Origin of the sequence: Cohnella sp. (assembly GCF_041640265.1) — a bacterium.
Classification (GTDB): domain Bacteria; phylum Bacillota; class Bacilli; order Paenibacillales; family Paenibacillaceae; genus Cohnella.
On sequence record NZ_JBEQAP010000031.1, the window covers coordinates 51,468 to 68,570 of the forward strand.

At 47.5% G+C, this 17,103-nt stretch carries 14 protein-coding genes; 5 read left to right on the forward strand and 9 right to left on the reverse strand.

Going from position 1 to position 17,103, the window contains the following annotated elements:
• Positions 1-170: 170 nt before the first annotated feature.
• The 5 genes from ACESLK_RS19780 (at position 171) to ACESLK_RS19800 (ending at position 6,477) form a co-directional block, all read left to right on the forward strand.
• On the forward strand, positions 171-1,538 hold the full coding sequence (locus ACESLK_RS19780) for a YheC/YheD family endospore coat-associated protein (protein ID WP_373231422.1): 1,368 nt from the start codon (positions 171-173) through the stop codon (positions 1,536-1,538).
• On the forward strand, positions 1,513-2,685 hold the full coding sequence (locus ACESLK_RS19785) for a YheC/YheD family endospore coat-associated protein (RefSeq protein ID WP_373231423.1): 1,173 nt from the start codon (positions 1,513-1,515) through the stop codon (positions 2,683-2,685). The genes ACESLK_RS19780 and ACESLK_RS19785 overlap by 26 nt, the downstream gene beginning before the upstream one ends.
• Positions 2,666-4,042 carry a YheC/YheD family endospore coat-associated protein gene (locus ACESLK_RS19790; protein WP_373231424.1) on the forward strand — a complete coding sequence of 459 codons (1,377 nt, stop codon included), beginning with the start codon at positions 2,666-2,668 and terminating at the stop codon, positions 4,040-4,042. Before ACESLK_RS19785 ends, ACESLK_RS19790 begins: the two co-directional genes overlap by 20 nt.
• Entirely contained in the window at positions 4,042-5,211 is a 1,170-nt protein-coding gene (locus ACESLK_RS19795; protein ID WP_373231438.1) for a YheC/YheD family endospore coat-associated protein, read from the forward strand. The genes ACESLK_RS19790 and ACESLK_RS19795 overlap by 1 nt, the downstream gene beginning before the upstream one ends.
• Positions 5,212-5,289: 78 nt before the next feature.
• Complete coding sequence (locus ACESLK_RS19800) at positions 5,290-6,477, forward strand: YheC/YheD family endospore coat-associated protein (RefSeq protein ID WP_373231425.1); 1,188 nt, start codon at positions 5,290-5,292, stop codon at positions 6,475-6,477.
• Positions 6,478-6,611: 134 nt separating this feature from the next.
• Here the strand turns inward: ACESLK_RS19800 and ACESLK_RS19805 are convergent, their stop codons facing one another.
• The 9 genes from ACESLK_RS19805 to ACESLK_RS19845 form a co-directional block, all read right to left on the reverse strand.
• Positions 6,612-7,595 carry a substrate-binding domain-containing protein gene (locus ACESLK_RS19805; protein ID WP_373231426.1) on the reverse strand — a complete coding sequence of 328 codons (984 nt, stop codon included), beginning with the start codon at positions 7,593-7,595 and terminating at the stop codon, positions 6,612-6,614.
• 14 nt (positions 7,596-7,609) lie between these two features.
• Positions 7,610-9,373, reverse strand: a complete 1,764-nt coding sequence (locus tag ACESLK_RS19810; RefSeq protein WP_373231427.1) for a cache domain-containing sensor histidine kinase — start codon at positions 9,371-9,373, stop codon at positions 7,610-7,612.
• Positions 9,374-10,993: a helix-turn-helix domain-containing protein gene (locus tag ACESLK_RS19815; protein WP_373231428.1), complete on the reverse strand. Its 1,620-nt coding sequence runs from the start codon at positions 10,991-10,993 to the stop codon at positions 9,374-9,376.
• 115 nt (positions 10,994-11,108) lie between these two features.
• Positions 11,109-12,089 carry an ABC transporter substrate-binding protein gene (locus ACESLK_RS19820; RefSeq protein ID WP_373231429.1) on the reverse strand — a complete coding sequence of 327 codons (981 nt, stop codon included), beginning with the start codon at positions 12,087-12,089 and terminating at the stop codon, positions 11,109-11,111.
• 73 nt (positions 12,090-12,162) lie between these two features.
• Positions 12,163-13,173 (reverse strand): ABC transporter permease, encoded by a 1,011-nt coding sequence (locus ACESLK_RS19825; protein ID WP_373231430.1) that lies wholly within the window; start codon positions 13,171-13,173, stop codon positions 12,163-12,165.
• Between the two features lie 19 nt (positions 13,174-13,192).
• Positions 13,193-14,698, reverse strand: a complete 1,506-nt coding sequence (locus tag ACESLK_RS19830; protein WP_373231431.1) for a sugar ABC transporter ATP-binding protein — start codon at positions 14,696-14,698, stop codon at positions 13,193-13,195.
• A 188-nt stretch (positions 14,699-14,886) separates the two neighbouring features.
• Positions 14,887-15,093, reverse strand: coding sequence for a 2-hydroxymuconate tautomerase family protein (locus ACESLK_RS19835; RefSeq protein WP_373231432.1), 207 nt, complete (start codon positions 15,091-15,093; stop codon positions 14,887-14,889).
• A gap of 14 nt (positions 15,094-15,107) precedes the next feature.
• On the reverse strand, positions 15,108-15,929 hold the full coding sequence (locus tag ACESLK_RS19840; protein WP_373231433.1) for a Cof-type HAD-IIB family hydrolase: 822 nt from the start codon (positions 15,927-15,929) through the stop codon (positions 15,108-15,110).
• A 211-nt stretch (positions 15,930-16,140) separates the two neighbouring features.
• Positions 16,141-16,902 (reverse strand): DeoR/GlpR family DNA-binding transcription regulator, encoded by a 762-nt coding sequence (locus tag ACESLK_RS19845; protein ID WP_373231434.1) that lies wholly within the window; start codon positions 16,900-16,902, stop codon positions 16,141-16,143.
• Positions 16,903-17,103: the final 201 nt, after the last annotated feature.

Sequence of the window (17,103 nt, forward strand, 5' to 3'; positions counted from 1 at the left end):
TCCGCAATATTTTCCATCATAACATCAATCCTTCATCAAGTCCCACTCCAATAAGGGTATCACCGATAGATAGATGTCCTCATATGATGGAGTATTCTCGCTAGCCCCCGGGAAGGAAGCCTACGAGAGCCTTCACCACGACCAACACAAAGGTGGAAGGAGTACGAAACATGTCCACCCCGAAAGTCAACGTCCAGGTCATCAGCTCCGGCATATTGTCCGATGACGTCCTGATGCTGGGGGAATCCCTCATGAAGCAGTGGAAAATTCCTGCCCAGCAGCATCTTGCTTTACAGTTCGGTTCATTCCGCCATTCAGTCACCGTCGTCCCTGTAGCTCGTTATGATGGGCTGCGCATCAGTCAGACGCTCGCTCGGAGAATAGGCATTTTTTCCGGTACTCCTCTTCGGCTCCAATACCAGATCACGACTAGAACACTTGCCCTAGGTCCGCTAATCGGAGTGCTTATTAGTCGGGATAATCCAGAACATTCGGATAAGCCGTTCGGGGATATTACGATGTTCTGCCGGGAATTAACCGACGCTTGCCGAAGCCAAGGCGCCTATGTATATTTTTTCACTCCTAGCGCGATCGGGTCAAGTCTCTCTTCAGTGGATGGTTGGGTTTATACCAAAGGCTGGCACAAAATGATGCTTCCCTCTCCCGATGTCGTGAACAATCGCTTGACTTCCCGCAAGCTTGAAAATCTTCCGGCCGTGCAGCAATTCATGAACGAAATCAAACGCCGCTACGGCGCACAAGTGTTCAACGAGAAGTTTCTCGACAAATCCGAAGTGTTCGATGCGTTAAAGAAAGATGCTTCCCTGCAAAAGTATTTACCCGAATCCCACACCCTTCACAACTATGCAATGTTCAAAACCATGTGCTCTAGATACAGCTCCGTTTTTCTAAAGCCGGTTAGAGGTAGCTTAGGCAAAGGAATTATTCGCTTGTCCCGCATCGCTCCTGAGAGCTGGCAGGCATCATACGCTACCGTTAATGGGACTAAAAGACAAACATTCAGCAGCCTTGTGAAGCTATTCTCTACCCTTGCAGGCAAGATGAAGACAGTGAGATACCTGATTCAACAGGGACTTACCCTGATCGAAGTCAGCGGACGTCCCGTAGATTTCCGTGCGTTAACGCAAAAAAATGCCAGCGGAAAATGGACGATCACCTCCATTGTCAGCCGAACAGCCGGAACCCATCATTTTGTGTCCAATCTTGCTAGAGGCGGCACACTCTCGACGGTCAAGGAATCCGTCGCGAAATCCAATCTTCCTGTAATGTTCCGGGGAGACGCCTCCGTACAGCTGCAGAAAGCAGCATTAGAAATTGCACGGGGTGTTGATGCCTATATTCCCGCTCATTTCGGGGAGCTAGGAATCGACCTCGCACTTGATACCTCAGGGCGTATCTGGCTGCTCGAGGTTAATTCTAAGCCTTCCAAGAACGATAACACACCACTCAATGAGGGGAAAATCCGTCCTTCGGTGCGGATGATGATTCAATATGCCCGCTATATTTCCGGATTTTAGTGCGCCTACAAGCGCTTCAACAAGCCGCGCGCTTGGTATTCTTGTGTGCGAACGCGATGGTAATCCTCCTTTTGCAGAAAGCTCGTTCATCAAGCGTCTCAGCTTGATTGGCGCAGGGAGTGGGCTTGAGCTTTTTGCCTTCGCACCATGGTCGTGGGAGGAGCAAAGCAATCTCGTCAAAGGGTGGGTATGGAACAAACAGAAGCAGCGTTGGGATGCCGCCCGGTATACACTCCCAGCTGTCGTTTACGATCGCTCTTGGCCCGTGAACAAGGATGAGAAAATACGTTTTCAGCAAGCTATACAACGGCTGCAAGAGGCTAAGCGTATCACTTATTTGAACAATCGTATGCCCCACAAGGGTAAAATATACGAGATCTTGTCGAAGGACCCGAGTTTTCAATCCATCCTTCCGCCTACCGCTGTCTATGATGGTCCCTCTTCTCTCGCTTTATGGCTAAGCAGGCACAACTATGCTGCATTTCTTAAACCGATTGCCGGCAGTCAAGGTAAGAGAGTGGTTGCTGTAGTCCGCAAGGAGGATGGAACTGTTAATATTAGGGGTCGTCAAAGCGATAACCGGCCTCTTTCAATAAACTGCGTTAATGAACAGGCAGCGCTAAGGCTTCTGCAACGTTGGATTGGCCAAAGAGCTTATCTTATGCAGCCTCTATTAGATTTACGGGGACCTGAGGGTGAACCGTTGGATTTACGCGCTCTCATGCAGAAGAACAACAACGGCCATTGGACATTAACGGGAATTGCCGCAAGGTGCGGGATGCCCGGAACAGTCACCTCTAACCTGCACGGAGGCGGAAAGGCGTCGTCAGCCAAGGAAGTATTGGTTTCCCTTTTCGGAGAACTACGCGGAATCGAGCTGCTTCAGGAAATACGAAGAATTTCCTTCCAACTCGTCAATCGACTGGAGGAAACATTGGGGCGATTCGCTGAAATCGGTATGGACTACGGGATTGACCGCAGCGGCAGGATTTGGTTTCTGGAAGCCAACTCCAAGCCTGGGCGTGCTGCTATGGAATCTGTGGGCAAAGCTGCAGCGAAATTAGCCGCAGAGCAACCTCTGTCCTATGCCAGATCTATCCTGCTTCGACCACCTGGGAGGGTAATTCATGAGTTTGACCATCTGTAACGTGCATTTCACCGGGCAACCGGAACGTATCGTTTGGTTTTCCAGCCCGCTTGCGAAGATGCTCAAGCTGGGTGGACGCAAATCTGTCAATGTCAAGCTGGGCAAAGACACAGTGCCCGCCAGAGTAAAGACTGTTAAACGGAAGGGCCATCATGTTTATATGTCGGCAGGACTCCGTCGTTCCGTTCGTGTTCCTAAATCCGGGAATGTTTATTTAGCAAATGATGAGGGAGAGGACATTCAACTCGGGCCTCTCATCGGTGTATTAACAGATAGCAACGCACGATCTTCAGGTGCACCTTTCGGAGAGCGCACCGGATTCGTCAAGCAGCTTCTTTATTTGGGCCAAAAAAAAGCTTATTTCTTCGCTTTCACGCCGAGAGATATTAACTGGCAGCAGGAGACGATACATGCCTGGTTTATAGATGGCGGGGGCGGCTGGATAAGGCGCATCGTTCCGCTTCCAGATGTCGTTTACAATCGGCTTCCTAGTCGCCGTGCTGAAACGAGCACTTCCATCTCTACGCTGCGAGAAAGATTCATCAAAAAAAATATACCTTTCTTTAACTGGAGCTTCTTCAACAAGTCAGACGTATACAGCTTGCTTGATAATGATCCAGAGGCCTTGCAACACTTACCGGAATCCATAAATAACCCTTCCTCAGAGAAAATTAAAGAGCTTCTGGAGAAGCATCAGTTTCTGTATTATAAACCGACGGCTGGCAGCCTTGGCAACGGGATTTATCGTCTTACCTACCACCCCCGCAAAGGTTATTTCATCCGTTATCGTCGCAGCGGCGGCAACGTCCTCCTGCGGTTTAATAACTTCAACAGCTTGATGAAGATGCTGCGCGCTCGCCATGGCAGTGGCTTAAATCTCTACGTCGTGCAGCAAGGAATCCGGTTGGTCGAAATCGATAACTGCCCGATTGATTTCAGGTTCCATATGCATAAGGACGGGAGAAATGAATGGGTTGTTGCTGGAATTGGCGCTAAGAAGGCCGGTCGAGGCAGTGTAACAACCCACATCAAAAACGGGGGCTCCCTCATGACCCCGGAGCAAGCTCTTAACAGGACCTTTGGAGCCAAAGCGGATGAAGTGCTTAAGGAAGCCAAGGAAATTGCGATCAAGCTGTCCGAAGCGATAGAACGCAATTATACGCATACTCTCGGTGAACTAGGACTTGATATCGGCATTGATCGGGACGGCGCAGTATGGATGTTCGAGGCGAATGCTAAGCCAGGCAGATCCATCTTCAAGCATCCGGCTTTGAAAGAGCAGGGGAAAGCATCGCTTCAATACATTCTTGACCACTGCTTATATTTGAGTAAATTCAGCAAAGGGGATGAATCTTGATGATCCCTAAAGTTCCCTTGGATAATTCCTTCACAGTGGAGGCGACGATCGATAAACCGGTCGTCGCGATCCTTACGATTGAGGATGACCTGCAATTGTTTCGCGGCAACCGGAATAATTTCGTTGATTTAATCCGTACCGGCCAAACAATGGGAATTATCACCTATGTTGTTACCGTGAAAGATCTGAAGCTCCACACTCCTAGTGTACTCGGATTTACTTATCGAAAGGATGATGAGACATGGGTCCGGGGCTCGTTTCCTCGTCCTAATATCATATATAACCGAATTCCTCAAAGGGAGGATGAGAGGCTGCCGCGAGTGAAACGCAAGCTCGCGGCGTTGTCGAAGCAGCCGGGGGTTCGTCTATTTAACCGCCGCTTTTTCAACAAATGGTCTTTATTTCAATGGCTGAACGAGAACAAGGCCACCAAGCCTTTCATTCCCGAAACCAAAAAATTAACCAACCCAGCGGTTCTCGGCAATCTGCTTAAAAGGCATCGATTACTTTATTTGAAACCCGTTCGCGGCAAAGCAGGTGTTGGCATCATGACAGTTAAGGTTCAGCCAGAGAAACAATTGCCCTTCCGGCTTCAGATTCAAGAGGAGATAGGCAGTCGAACCTATCGGTGCTCTACGATGAATCGTCTTTGGAATAGAGTGATCAAGCAGTCAGCCGTCCTCGGAGAGCCTTATATTGCTCAGCAAGGCATTACGCTCGCCGTGGTGAATAGACGCCCATTCGATTTAAGGGCTCTTGTGCAGAAAAACGGGGCCGGTCATTGGGAACTATCCGGCATTGGAGCAAGAGTGGCCGGCGATTCCAGCATCACTACTCATGTACCCCGCGGCGGTTATATTGATGATCCGGAGAAGCTTCTCGTATCGGTTTTCGGCCAGGAAAAAACCGAGAAGGTTCTTAGCAAAGTACGGAAAACGACGATTACACTAGCTAGGCAAATCGAGCGCTCCGCGCATTACCGATTGTGTGAAATGTCTATGGATCTCGGAGTGGATGAGAAGGGGCATGTATGGTTTTTCGAAGCCAACTCTAAGCCCATGAAATTCGACGAGCCTCATATACGGAACAAGTCACTCGAGCGAATTTTCCAATATAGCTTATACTTGCATCGGTTGAACACAGACTCTAAGGGAGGCACGATCTCGTGAAAGTTATCCAGGCTTCCCGAAGTCTAGGTTTCCCTTCCTCCATGCCGGCAGCAACGCCGGCCGGGAGGTGATTCGTTCATGTCTAAACCCGTGCTCGGAATCCTAACCCTCTATCTCAACGAGAGAAAAGCGCTGGAAGAACGGCCCATCTACGAGAAAATGATTGCAGCGGGTAAACGGCTTGGTATATCCGTCTTCGTGTTTACTCCTCAAGACGTGGATGACAGCGGGAGCGTTAAAATCCATGCGATGATTTATAACCCGGAAACGAAAACCTGGAGCAGACGCTGGGTACGCCTCCCGCACGTTATCTACGATCGCTGCCGTATTCAAAAAAGCACACGTTTTCAGCAGCTCCTAGCTTTTCGCAAACGCTACTCCCATTTAACGTTTCTAAATCGGCCGTTGCGCAATAAATGGACCATCTATCGAACGCTTGGAAATATATCCGCGTTTCGTAATCATCTTCCGACCACAAAGCTGTATCAATCCTCGGATGATGTCACCTCACTGCTTAGGAAGTTTCAAACCGTTTACTTAAAGCCGATTAATGGAACTGGGGGACGCGGAATACTCCGAATTGACCGTAAGAGTGATGGAACTTTTTTACTTCAAGGCCGCAATCATTCACGAAGTATAGTAAAGCCGACGCGGGCATCAAGAAATCGCTTGGCCTTGGCTCTCGCGAGCTGGGATAAGCGTGGCGATCGTTATATTGCCCAGCAAGGTCTAGATATCAAGCTGCCGAACGGCAGAGTTCATGACTACCGAATGCTTGTGCAGAAAAATAGCGTTGGCGTATGGGAAGTAACGGGCTGTGCAGGACGCATCGGACCTCAGCGCAGTATCACCTCTAACCTGCATGGCGGCGGCGAGGCTGCATCCATGAATTCCTTGCTGCGGCAATGGATCGGCAGCGCTGCTGAAATTGCGAAAATCCGTGAAACCGCCGAAAACCTCGGAATTAGCGTCGCTCGCCATCTTGAGGTCACTTATGGAGCTTTATGCGAATTGGCGCTTGACCTGGCGATTGATAGGAGTGGACATGTGTGGTTACTTGAGGTGAACCCAAAGCCGTCACGAGAAGTGTTTAAGCAAGCAGGGGAAAAATCAGTTTATCACAAGGCAATATTGCGCCCTATTGAGTACGGATTGTGGTTATATCGCCAGAAGAAGGAATCCCGCAGTCATAAATCGATATCTCAGACTCTCGCTGAGGGTAACGAGCATCGATCTTCCGCAGAGGTTATTGAGGACTACTCATAAGAATGCGATAACCTTATCCTCTGGTCCAAACAACTGATCCGTGGCTAGATATGAATTGAGCTGGTTGGCTTTTCGCTTCTCATTGCCGCATTTTGCGGCAATAGCGAGGAGTTGGCTGGCTTTCACTTCGCAAATCATTGTCCTTCAAAAGGAAACAATAGCTTTTGGTTTTCCTTCGTATACATATTTTGTTTGGTGATGACCTCAGAGCCCGTATCGATCAGTCTTTCCACGTCTCGTCCGTTCATCACATCGACCGCAGTCCGTACCGCCAAATAACCCATATTAAAAGGATTCTGAACCACAATAGCTTGAATGACACCTTCTTCTAGAAAAGCTATCTCATCCGTTGAGGCGTCGAAGCCGACAAGCTTTATACGAGAAGAAAAGCCTAAATCCTTGATTGCTTTCGCAGCACCGACCGTTGAAGGCTCGTTCATGCAAATCATTCCATTTATTCCCAGCTCCTCCTGAAGCAGCTTTATCACGATGTCATATGCCTTCGACTCGGAGGCATCCGAGTAATAAGATTGCTCTAACACGGTTACTCCTCCCGCTTCCTTCAACCGATCTCGGGTTCCCCGCTCCCTATCCATCGTTGCGGAAGCCCCTTTAACCGAATTAACGAGTGCGATTTTGGCATCCTTCTGAGCCCATTCCAGCATCGAATCCGCTGCTTTTCGTCCTGCTTCGTAATTGTCCGTTGCGATAAAGCTGGCAGATATCCCGCCATTAAGACCCGAATCTACAGTAATGAGCGGTATTCCCGCAGCCTTTATCATTTTTGCTACAGGAACTAACCGGTCATAATCGGATGCCGCCATCACAATCGCCTTCGGTTGTTCACCAATCGCCTTCTCTAGCAAAGCAATTTGCCCATCGATATCGGACTCTGCCACTGTTCCCACCGTTTGCACCTTTTCACCGAATTCTTTGGCTGCCATATAGACCCCTTGCCCAAGTACTTGCCAGAAATCAATCCGCCCATCCACCGACTTTGGAACGAATAAAATCGGCTTATCCTTCTCAGCCCATGGATCGGAAACGAGCATATAAATGTATCCAATAACAGCCGTCAGAAGAACGGCCGCTGCGCCCCACATTATAATTTTACGCATACCGCCATTCCCCCTTAACGTATCTCTGGTATTCGGAGCGTTACAGTTGTTCCCTCATCTAGTTCACTTATAATATCAAGTCCATAGGATTCACCGAAATAAAGACGGATTCTGTTGTTGACGTTCTCCAGTCCAACACCCTTTCCCTCTTCCCTCTTACGCAGCTTGTCTTCTAAGGCCATCAACTGTTCCTCGCTCATTCCAACTCCGTCGTCAGTAACCTGCAATACGATATCCCCATTTTCCCGTCGTCCCGTTATGGTAATATGACCGATGACAGCTTGCTGCTTTAAGCCATGGTAGATCGCATTCTCAATCAACGGCTGAAGAACGAGCTTTAACGTTTTGCTCTCATAAATGCTTGGGTCAACCTCAATGCTGTAGGTGAATTTATTCTTGTAGCGGATGTTCTGAATCGTCAAATAGTTATGAATATGCTCGAGCTCAACCGCAACCGGAACGAGCTCATCACCCTTGCTAATGCTAGAACGAAACAGCTTTGCGAGTGCGCTCGTCATTTTTACGACCTCTGCCATCTTCCCCATTTCCGCCATCCAAATGATCGAGTCTAAGGTGTTATATAGAAAATGGGGATGAATCTGAGCTTGCATTGCCTTCAGTTCGCTAATCCGCTTCATCTCTTGCTCCTGCAAGATTTGACCCATCAAATCTTTGATCTTGCCTATCATGAGGTTAAAAGAACGCGATAGCTTGCCAATCTCGTCAGTCGATTCCACCTCGACTCGAGTATTGAAATCTCCCTTTTCCACTTTCTTCATAAGGCTTTCGAGTCTTTTGATCGGGTTGGTTAAGCGGTAGGACAGAAAGATGGAAATCGATAAAGCAACAATAAGAAACAAAATTCCCGCAAGGACAGAGGTTGTTCGTATTTCTTGTTTATTGCCGACAAGCTCATCCGTATAAGTAACTCCAATAACCTTCCACCCGAATTCATTCGTACGTATTGTATATATTTTACGATCATCATTATCTTTGATTGGAATTGAGCTATCTTTTGCATCCAATAGCGTTGTTATCGCTTCATACTTCAATCTGCTATACAGCAGCTGCTGTTGAGGATGGTAGATTAAGTCGCCTGAAGGATCCAGAATAAACACATAACCTCGATTACCAAGTTCAATTTGCTTGCAAAGATTGTTTATAACGTTCAAATTAAGGTCAACCATGAGCACGCCGCTGCCCGGTTGTCCAGCTTCACCGAGCTGCCTGCTGATGGACACGACCCAACGATATTCCCTTAAATAAATATGCTGAACATGTGACGAGCTTATGACAACCTTTCCCCCGGCATCGGTTGCGCTCAAATACCAGTCCTGCCCGCGCAAATCATCCACCGGCTTGAATCCCGCTTGATCCCTGTCGGATATCGTATTGCCGTTAGCCCCAACGTACAAAATGGTTGCGATATCTTCGCGAGAACGAACGACCGACCGAAAAAACTTGCCAATCTCATCACTGAGCTCCACACTCTCCGGAGATGTTATATCGGTGAGCAATGCCGCCTTTTCCAGATCACTATTACTGATTGCTAAGTCGGATATGCTCACCATATTGTCTAGATAGGTCTCAATGTTTGTATTAACCTGGTCGATTAACTGCTCCGTATAGGTCTTCGCATTGTCCGTCACGGCTTCTTCGGACAGTCGATATGAATTGAAAGTTAAAAGCACCGTCATTGCTACAATCAGGCAAGAGAACGCAATTGCGATGCTCGTGTGGATGCTCTTGAACTGAAACAGCTGTCGCCGTGAGTTCATTCAGAATGTCCCCTTCTGCAGGTTGCGATATTCCTTAGGCGTCGTACCTGTCTGTCTTTTGAAAATAACGCTGAAATAATGAGGGTCCCCATATCCCACGCGAAGAGCGATTTCATAGGTTTTGTGTGAGGTGATTGCCAGCAGTTCTTTGGCCTTCTCCATGCGAATTCGAGTCACGTATTCTACGAAGGTCATTCCCGTATGCTGCTTGAACAACGTACTGAAGTAACTGATACTCATATAGAGATGGCTGCAAACGTCATTCAATGTAAGCTCTTCGTTCATGTAATTATCGCTGATGAACCTTTCAGCCTTCTGCATCTGCGACTTGGTAACATTCGAACGTTTTGCAGACAAATCCTTCAAGATCCGGTGGCATAGCTCCTCTAACCACTGCTGGATAGCATCCAGCGTCTTCATGGTTTGGATCTGCGAGAACAAATCATCCTCGATCCCAGCCGGATGAGTAAGTCCGGTTTCCGTTATCCAATTCATAAGTGCGACAAGAAGCTTGTGAATAATCCCGTACCCCTTGTCCACCGTCGTTCCTGAGCTTCTCAGACCATCGAACCCGACCTGCAGCGCTTTGGATACATACGCCTGGCTCCCAGTACGCATCGCGCTGACTAGTTGCTTCTCCCAGTCGCTGTCACGGCTAATGCCTTCCCTCTGACCGAACTCAACATCTTGGATGGACAAGGTCCGATTAACGCCGAGCATAAATCGATAATCAAGCGCTGAAAGCGCTTCCTGATAAGATTGCGACAGCTGTTGAATATGGTGGCAAGGACGTCCAATTCCAATGGAAAGTGTACTCTTTAAATACTTCTCTACGCTATAGCGAACTTGTCCCGCTAATGTTTGGCTTTGCAGCAAGAGTTCGTCTGCCACAGCAGAATACAGTGCGGCAACCTTATGATCGCGAGTCCGAAATACGATGCCCCCGTGCTCCTTCTCGATGATTTCCTGCATAATATTATAGACACCGAACCGTATCAGTTCCCGATCGGTATCTGACTCCTCTGAACGATCACCCTGTCGTCCATCGAGATCACCTACCATTGCAACATAAGCAGGACCCGGCAAAAACAATTGATGGCTTTGAATTCCGAGCTCTCGCTCCTCCTCGGACATTGAAGCGGATACCAGTTTTTCCAGAAAACTTTCCTTCAGCAGAGGCAGGCTTTGATGAAGTTGGCTCCGCAGCCGGGAGAGATCTTCTTTATGCATTCTGTCTTCATCCAGCTCATGCTTCATCCGCAATAGAAAGTCTGTGAATTCTTGTGAATTTAAAGGTTTGAGCAGATAGTCCGTCACTTTCAGCTTTATCGCTCTTTGAGCGTAGTCAAAGTCTTCAAAACCCGTGACAATAACGACTTTAACGTTCCGATAATGGTCGAATATACGTTTGGACAATTGCAGGCCGTCCATAAAAGGCATACAAATATCGGTTATGACTGCATCCGGCTTTAAGTCCTCCATGGCTTCCCAAGCATCGCGGCCATTCTCGAAATCACCGACCAGCTCAAACCCGCAATCCGCCCACGGGGTTTTGAATTTAATCCCTTCCCTAACCTCGTCTTCATCGTCAATCAAGATGACCTTATACAACCTGTTCACACCCTAACGTAATGCGGATAATAACCTTAGTATAAGCCATACACGAGTCCTTTGAATACAAAGCAAGATGAGGTTGCCCGAATTGGGCAACCTCCATGTATACATAAGCCTTATTCTATTCGTACAGCAACGGCTTGATCTCTTCGGAGTCGATGTTTGTTTTATCGTACCAATGGAATCCTGTATCGATGGATTTCGGAACTGTTTCACCCTTTTTTGCTTGAACGGCCGCTTTGACGGACCAGTAGCCGATACCGATCGGATCTTGAGTAATGGCACCAGCCATTTTACCGTTGCGGATCGCATCCATTTGCTGTTTGCCGGAGTCGTAACCGATAACGAAGATTTGACTTTCTTTCTTTAGCTCCGTAACCGCGTTGAGTACTCCGATTGCCGAGCCTTCATTGGCACCGAAGAAGCCTTTCAAATCCGGATGCGCTTGAATGATTGCTTTGGCCAAATCGGTTGATTTCAAGTGGTCGCCGCCACCGTATTGAATGTCTACAATTTTGATGTCCGGATATTTTTCTTCTATCTGTTTTTTGAAGCCATCTCGGCGGTCAATACCGGTACGGCTCGTTTGGTCATGAACAATGAGAGCAACTTCGCCCTTGCCGCCAATGAGCTCAGCCATTTTGTCAGCAGCAAGTCCCGCTGCCGCAATGTTGTCCGTCGCTGCGGTTGTCACAGGAATATCGCTATCTACGCCGGAGTCAAAACCGACAACCGGAATGTTGGAGGATTTAGCTTTCTCGAGTAAAGGTAAAGATGCTTTACTATCCAATGCCGCGAATGCGATAGCTGCAGGTTTCTTATCGAGCGCCGCCTGGAGCATTTCGATCTGCTTATCAACCTGAGTTTCTGATTCCGGTCCTTCGAACGTAATTTCCACATCAAATTCTTTGGCTGCTTTCTCAGCTCCAAGCTTAACCGCTTGCCAGAACTGATGCTGGAAGCCTTTGGAGATAACCGGAATGTACATCTTGCCGTCCGCAGCTGCGCTATCACCATTGTTGTTGTTTTTCCCGCAAGCCCCGAGTACGCTGGCGACGAGCAGAAGTACTACCGCAAGCAATCCAAGCTTTTTCTTAGTCATTCCCAGATCTCCCCTTATGAATATATTGATGTTGTATATCACTCCTGAACGGAGGGATTACCGATGGTATAAATCAAGCTTTCCGGCGGCGTAATATATCTGCGTATACCGCACCAATGACGACCAGGCCGATGATGACCGTCTGCCATTCTTGAGGAATCGACAAGATCCGCAAGCCGTTGATTAGAACGCTCATAATCAACGCTCCGATGACCGTGCCCACAATCGTGCCTTGTCCTCCGCTGAGCGAGGTTCCACCGATAACAACCGCAGCAATCGCTTCCAACTCATAGCCGGAACCAAGCGCAGGTTGGGCGGAGTTTAGACGGGAAGCCATCAGAATTCCTGCTATTCCGCTGAAAGCCCCGGTGATGGTGTAGATCGTGATTTTCCAAAAGTTTACGTTAACCCCTGACAGCCTAGTCGCTTCCTCATTGCTACCTAAAGCAAAGTTATAACGACCGATTATCGTCTTCGTTAGAATTAATCCAGCAACGATAGCGAGTCCGAAAAAAATGAGTATGGCATTGGGAATTTCGATACCGAATAAAGAATTGGTGATCGAGCCCATCGAAATTTGGCTGAAAATGAAAGTTTTATCTTCTGAATCTGATTTCGTTGCAAAATAAATTGGCTTCGCACCGGAGACGACTAGAGATAAGCCTTTCGTAATCATCATCATCGCAAGCGTAGCGATGAACGGCGGTATCTTCATCTTGGCAACCGCCAAGCCGCTTATCGTACCGCACAAGGCTCCGGTCAAAACACCGCCGACAATTCCGAACGGGATCGGCAGACCCCAGAAGGTAATGATGACACCGGTCATAACCGAACTGAAGGTCATCACGGTACCGACAGCTAGATCTATGCCTCCCGTAATAATGACGAATGTCGATCCTAAAGCCAGCACACCAATAACTGCGGTAGAAAGTAAAATTCCGATAATATTATCGAATCTGAAAAAATTGTCGGAGGAAAACGTGAATACGAGCACCATGGCAATCAAGCTGGCACTAGCGAGCAGTTGCTGAAGCACGCCGGATTTAATCTGAATTTGTTTGTTGTTAGTAATTGCGACTTTCATCTTGTTACCCCCTTCGGCTTCAGCCTGTTCGACGTGTTGCCAGCTTCATAATTTTCTCTTGATCTGCGTCTTCCCGAAGCAATTCTCCAGTGATTCGGCCTTCGCACATCACGATTACCCGATGACTCATCCGTAGAATTTCCGGCAGCTCCGAGGAGATCATAATAATCGATTTCCCTTGCTCAGCCAGCTCTTCCAGCAGCTTGTATATCTCACCCTTGGCGCCTACATCTATACCTCGTGTCGGTTCATCGAAAATGAGGATATCGCTGTCTCTTGTCAGCCATTTGCCGATAACGACCTTCTGTTGATTGCCGCCGGATAGAAATTTGACCTTCTGATCCACACTGGGTGTTTTTACCTTCAACGTATCTACGACCTTCTGTGCAGAGTCAGTCATCTGCTCTTGCCGCATCCAGCCCATAGCGTCCTTATATCTGCCATAGGAAGCTATACCGACGTTCTCTTTCACGTCCATATCCACTAGCAGTCCGAATCTCTTGCGATCTTCAGATAAATAACCGATGCCGTGCTTGACCGCATCATGCGGATGCCTGATATGGGCTTTATTGCCGTGAATGAATATCTCGCCCGAATCGAAAGAGTCAGCACCGAAGATTGCCCGTGCTACTTCTGTTCTACCAGCGCCCATCAGCCCTGCGAAACCCAAAATTTCACCTTTTTTCAAATTGAAATGAATGTTTCTGAGCGTGTTTCCCCTGTTTAGGTTGCGCACCTCTAGTACGGTTTCTGCGTCGGTATGAATTTGTTTAGCTTCGACAGAATGGTAGATTTCCCGGCCGACCATAAGAGAAATGATTCGATCTATGGACACTTCGGCGGTTTGTACCGTGTCGATATAACTTCCATCCCGCATAACCGTAATCGTGTCAGTGATCCGCTTAAGCTCATCCATCCGGTGGGAGATGTATACGATTCCGACTCCGGAAGCCTTTAACTGAGCAATGATCCGGAATAGCTCCTCGATCTCACTGTCTGTTAGCGCTGCGGTCGGCTCATCCATAATGAGCACTTCCGAATCAAATGACAGCGCTTTCGCAATTTCCACCATCTGTTGCTTGGCTACCGTTAACTCCGATACTTTCATGCGGGGATCAACATCTAAGTTCATTCTCTTAAATAATTCACGCACTTTGGTATGAAGCGCTTTATCATCCAGTAATAATGGAAACCTTCTCCGAGGTTCCCGTCCGATATAGATGTTCTGTGCTACCGTCAGATGAGGCATGAGATTCAGCTCTTGATGAATGATGCTAATTCCCAAATTTTGCGCAGCCTTCGTATGAGGAATGTCGACCTCGCGTCCTTTGTAGACTATTCGTCCTGCATCCTTCTGATATACGCCGGTCAGCACCTTCATTAAAGTGGACTTACCGGCGCCATTCTCCCCGACAAGGGCATGAACTTCTCCAGCCTGAAGTCTGAATTGGCATTGATTCAGGGCATGCACTCCTGGGAACTTCTTCTCAATTCCCTCCATTACGACGAGCGGTTGGGTGTCCATCGCAGCGCCCCCCTCTGTTTATGTGTATATGTTTATTGTAACGGGTAAGGAGATTGGGCAGAATTTAATATCTTACACAAAAAAGGTGATAATTTTACGACAATAAGATTTCATTTTGCAAAAAAACCTCCATTGAATGGAGGTTTTCGGATATTAAGTATTCAGATTAGATTAATTCAATGTGCGACCTATTCCTTCAATTTCGCGATCCGTTTGGTAACCGTTTCTCCGTTAACTCCCCAATTATCAGTAGGAACTTCATCAATAATAACGACTGTTTCTTTCGGATCTTTATCGAGGATATCCACCAGGAGTCTGGTCACACCTTCGATAAGATGAGCTTTCTGTTCTGGGGTTACACCGTTATCGACGATCTTGATATTGACGTAAGGCATACTTCGCATCCTCCTCAGCTGTTATAGAAATATTTTTCAATGACGAGTGTGACGCCATCCCGATCATTTGTATCCGTAATATAGTCTGCGTTGGCCTTTACCCCATCAGGCGCGTTGCCCATTGCTACACCGAGTCCGGCACTTTGGATCATGTCTAGATCGTTATAATTGTCGCCGATTGCCAGCGTACTTCGGCGGTCTGCGCGAAAACGGCCGAGCAGCGCATCCATGGCTTTCGATTTACTAACCCCCGGAGACATAATCTCCAGGTACGTGGGCTTTGACTCATAGATCGTCAAATTCGGAAATCGTTCCAATAGAACCTCGCGCAGCGCCGCAATACAACCCGGATCGCCCATACAAAGCATTTTAAAGACAGGTAACGTTGAACCCGCTATAGACCGTAAATCAAATGGGGTCGGTGCGATGCCGATAATCTGATGCTCCTGAATAATCCATTCATCCTCCGGTGAGTTTACCAGCCACATATCCTTGTTATACAGGCTGACACTTATATTCGGAAACGTGTCTTCAATAAGGCGGTAAACTGACGATACAACCTCGATGTCCATAGGGGACTCTGCAATAACCTCTCTTGCACCTCCGCATTTCTCGGCATCCATGATCAAAGCCCCGCTGAAGCAAACAATGGGAGCATTAATGCCAAGTTCATTTTGCAGCGGAATGATGCCTTGGGGCATGCGTGCAGACACCATGATAAACGGCACTCCCATAGAAGTAAGTTTACGGATACTTAGCCTTGTTCTTGCCGAGATCTCATGAACCGAATTCAACAATGTGCCATCGATATCACTAAACATTACATTGTACTTCAATTCATCCCCTGCCCTTTTGATGCCCTCATTAAGTAATTATAAGTAAAAGTTTTAGTATTTACAAGCAGTATGTATCTAAAATAGACTGACCTTAAAGTTTAAATGCAGAAAAGACCCGCTACATCCGAGGGCTGCAGAACCGGATTGAATCGATTCGCACCTCGGTCTCTACGAGTCTTAACGGGGCTGCACGGGTCTTCCTGAGCTAGTATTAGGTCTTCGAGATGACGATCACCTGGATGTTATTGGAATTTAGAATATCCTGGAACGGTTCGGGGGGTATTTGGTCGGTAATGAGGATATCGACTTGCTGAAAGCCCAACCCTTTATGATAGCTGTCCAGCTGAAATTTATGGATATCGGCAAGTAGAATTACGGTATTCGATTGTCCTGCAACCGTCTTTTTAATAATCGCATCCTCTTTGTTCTCATAGTAAATGCCGTCCTTCATGATCGCCGCAGCTCCGATAAAGGCAGTATCGAATCTAACGCTTTTCAACTGATTCAGACTCTCGGCATCAAACAGAAATCGGTTCTCTTTATGCAGGCTTCCTCCGGATAAATAGACGAATACCTTGTCTTTATCACTCAGTATTTCGGCGATATCGAGCGAATGCGTGTACACTTGGATATCATGATTTATAAATTCGGCCAGAAACCGTACCGTGGTCGATACGTCAAAAAAATATTGCTTTCCTTCCTGAATGAAGGACAGGGCTCTTTGACCGATAAGCATCTTTTCTTCGGAATGCGCTTTTAGACGCTGCCGGTAATCCCGAATGGTATCCCTTAACGTCGGGAGTGTGATTCCGCCATGCGTCCGCATGGCGGCGCCTTCCTCCACAAGCTTCACGATATCACGTCTAGCCGTATCTCTAGAGACCTCAAATTCCTTGCAGATGTCATGTACGGACATTTCTTTGCGCACATTAAGGTTTTCCAGAATCTTCAACAACCGCTCTTCCTGAAACATGATCGGCCTCCCTTCTCCAGCATTATAATTGAAAACAATGTGCGTTGTATATTATGCATACCGGACAAATTACTCACTCATCAAACAAGGGCTCCACTCAGGGCAATGTCATTTAGTTAAGGTGCAGGTCCAAATATCAAGAAAAAGAGCAGGTTATCGAAAAAGATAGCCCGCTCTTTTTTTGTACGAAAAAGAGAAATA

Coding starts and splice junctions, on each gene's coding strand:
- ACESLK_RS19780 (WP_373231422.1), top strand. CDS start 171: ATGTCCACCCCGAAAGTCAACGTCCAGGTCATCAGCTCCGGCATATTG.
- ACESLK_RS19785 (WP_373231423.1), top strand. CDS start 1,513: ATGCCCGCTATATTTCCGGATTTTAGTGCGCCTACAAGCGCTTCAACA.
- ACESLK_RS19790 (WP_373231424.1), top strand. CDS start 2,666: ATGAGTTTGACCATCTGTAACGTGCATTTCACCGGGCAACCGGAACGT.
- ACESLK_RS19795 (WP_373231438.1), top strand. CDS start 4,042: ATGATCCCTAAAGTTCCCTTGGATAATTCCTTCACAGTGGAGGCGACG.
- ACESLK_RS19800 (WP_373231425.1), top strand. CDS start 5,290: ATGTCTAAACCCGTGCTCGGAATCCTAACCCTCTATCTCAACGAGAGA.
- ACESLK_RS19805 (WP_373231426.1), bottom strand. CDS start 7,595: ATGCGTAAAATTATAATGTGGGGCGCAGCGGCCGTTCTTCTGACGGCT.
- ACESLK_RS19810 (WP_373231427.1), bottom strand. CDS start 9,373: ATGAACTCACGGCGACAGCTGTTTCAGTTCAAGAGCATCCACACGAGC.
- ACESLK_RS19820 (WP_373231429.1), bottom strand. CDS start 12,089: ATGACTAAGAAAAAGCTTGGATTGCTTGCGGTAGTACTTCTGCTCGTC.
- ACESLK_RS19825 (WP_373231430.1), bottom strand. CDS start 13,173: ATGAAAGTCGCAATTACTAACAACAAACAAATTCAGATTAAATCCGGC.
- ACESLK_RS19830 (WP_373231431.1), bottom strand. CDS start 14,698: ATGGACACCCAACCGCTCGTCGTAATGGAGGGAATTGAGAAGAAGTTC.
- ACESLK_RS19835 (WP_373231432.1), bottom strand. CDS start 15,093: ATGCCTTACGTCAATATCAAGATCGTCGATAACGGTGTAACCCCAGAA.
- ACESLK_RS19845 (WP_373231434.1), bottom strand. CDS start 16,902: ATGTTTCAGGAAGAGCGGTTGTTGAAGATTCTGGAAAACCTTAATGTG.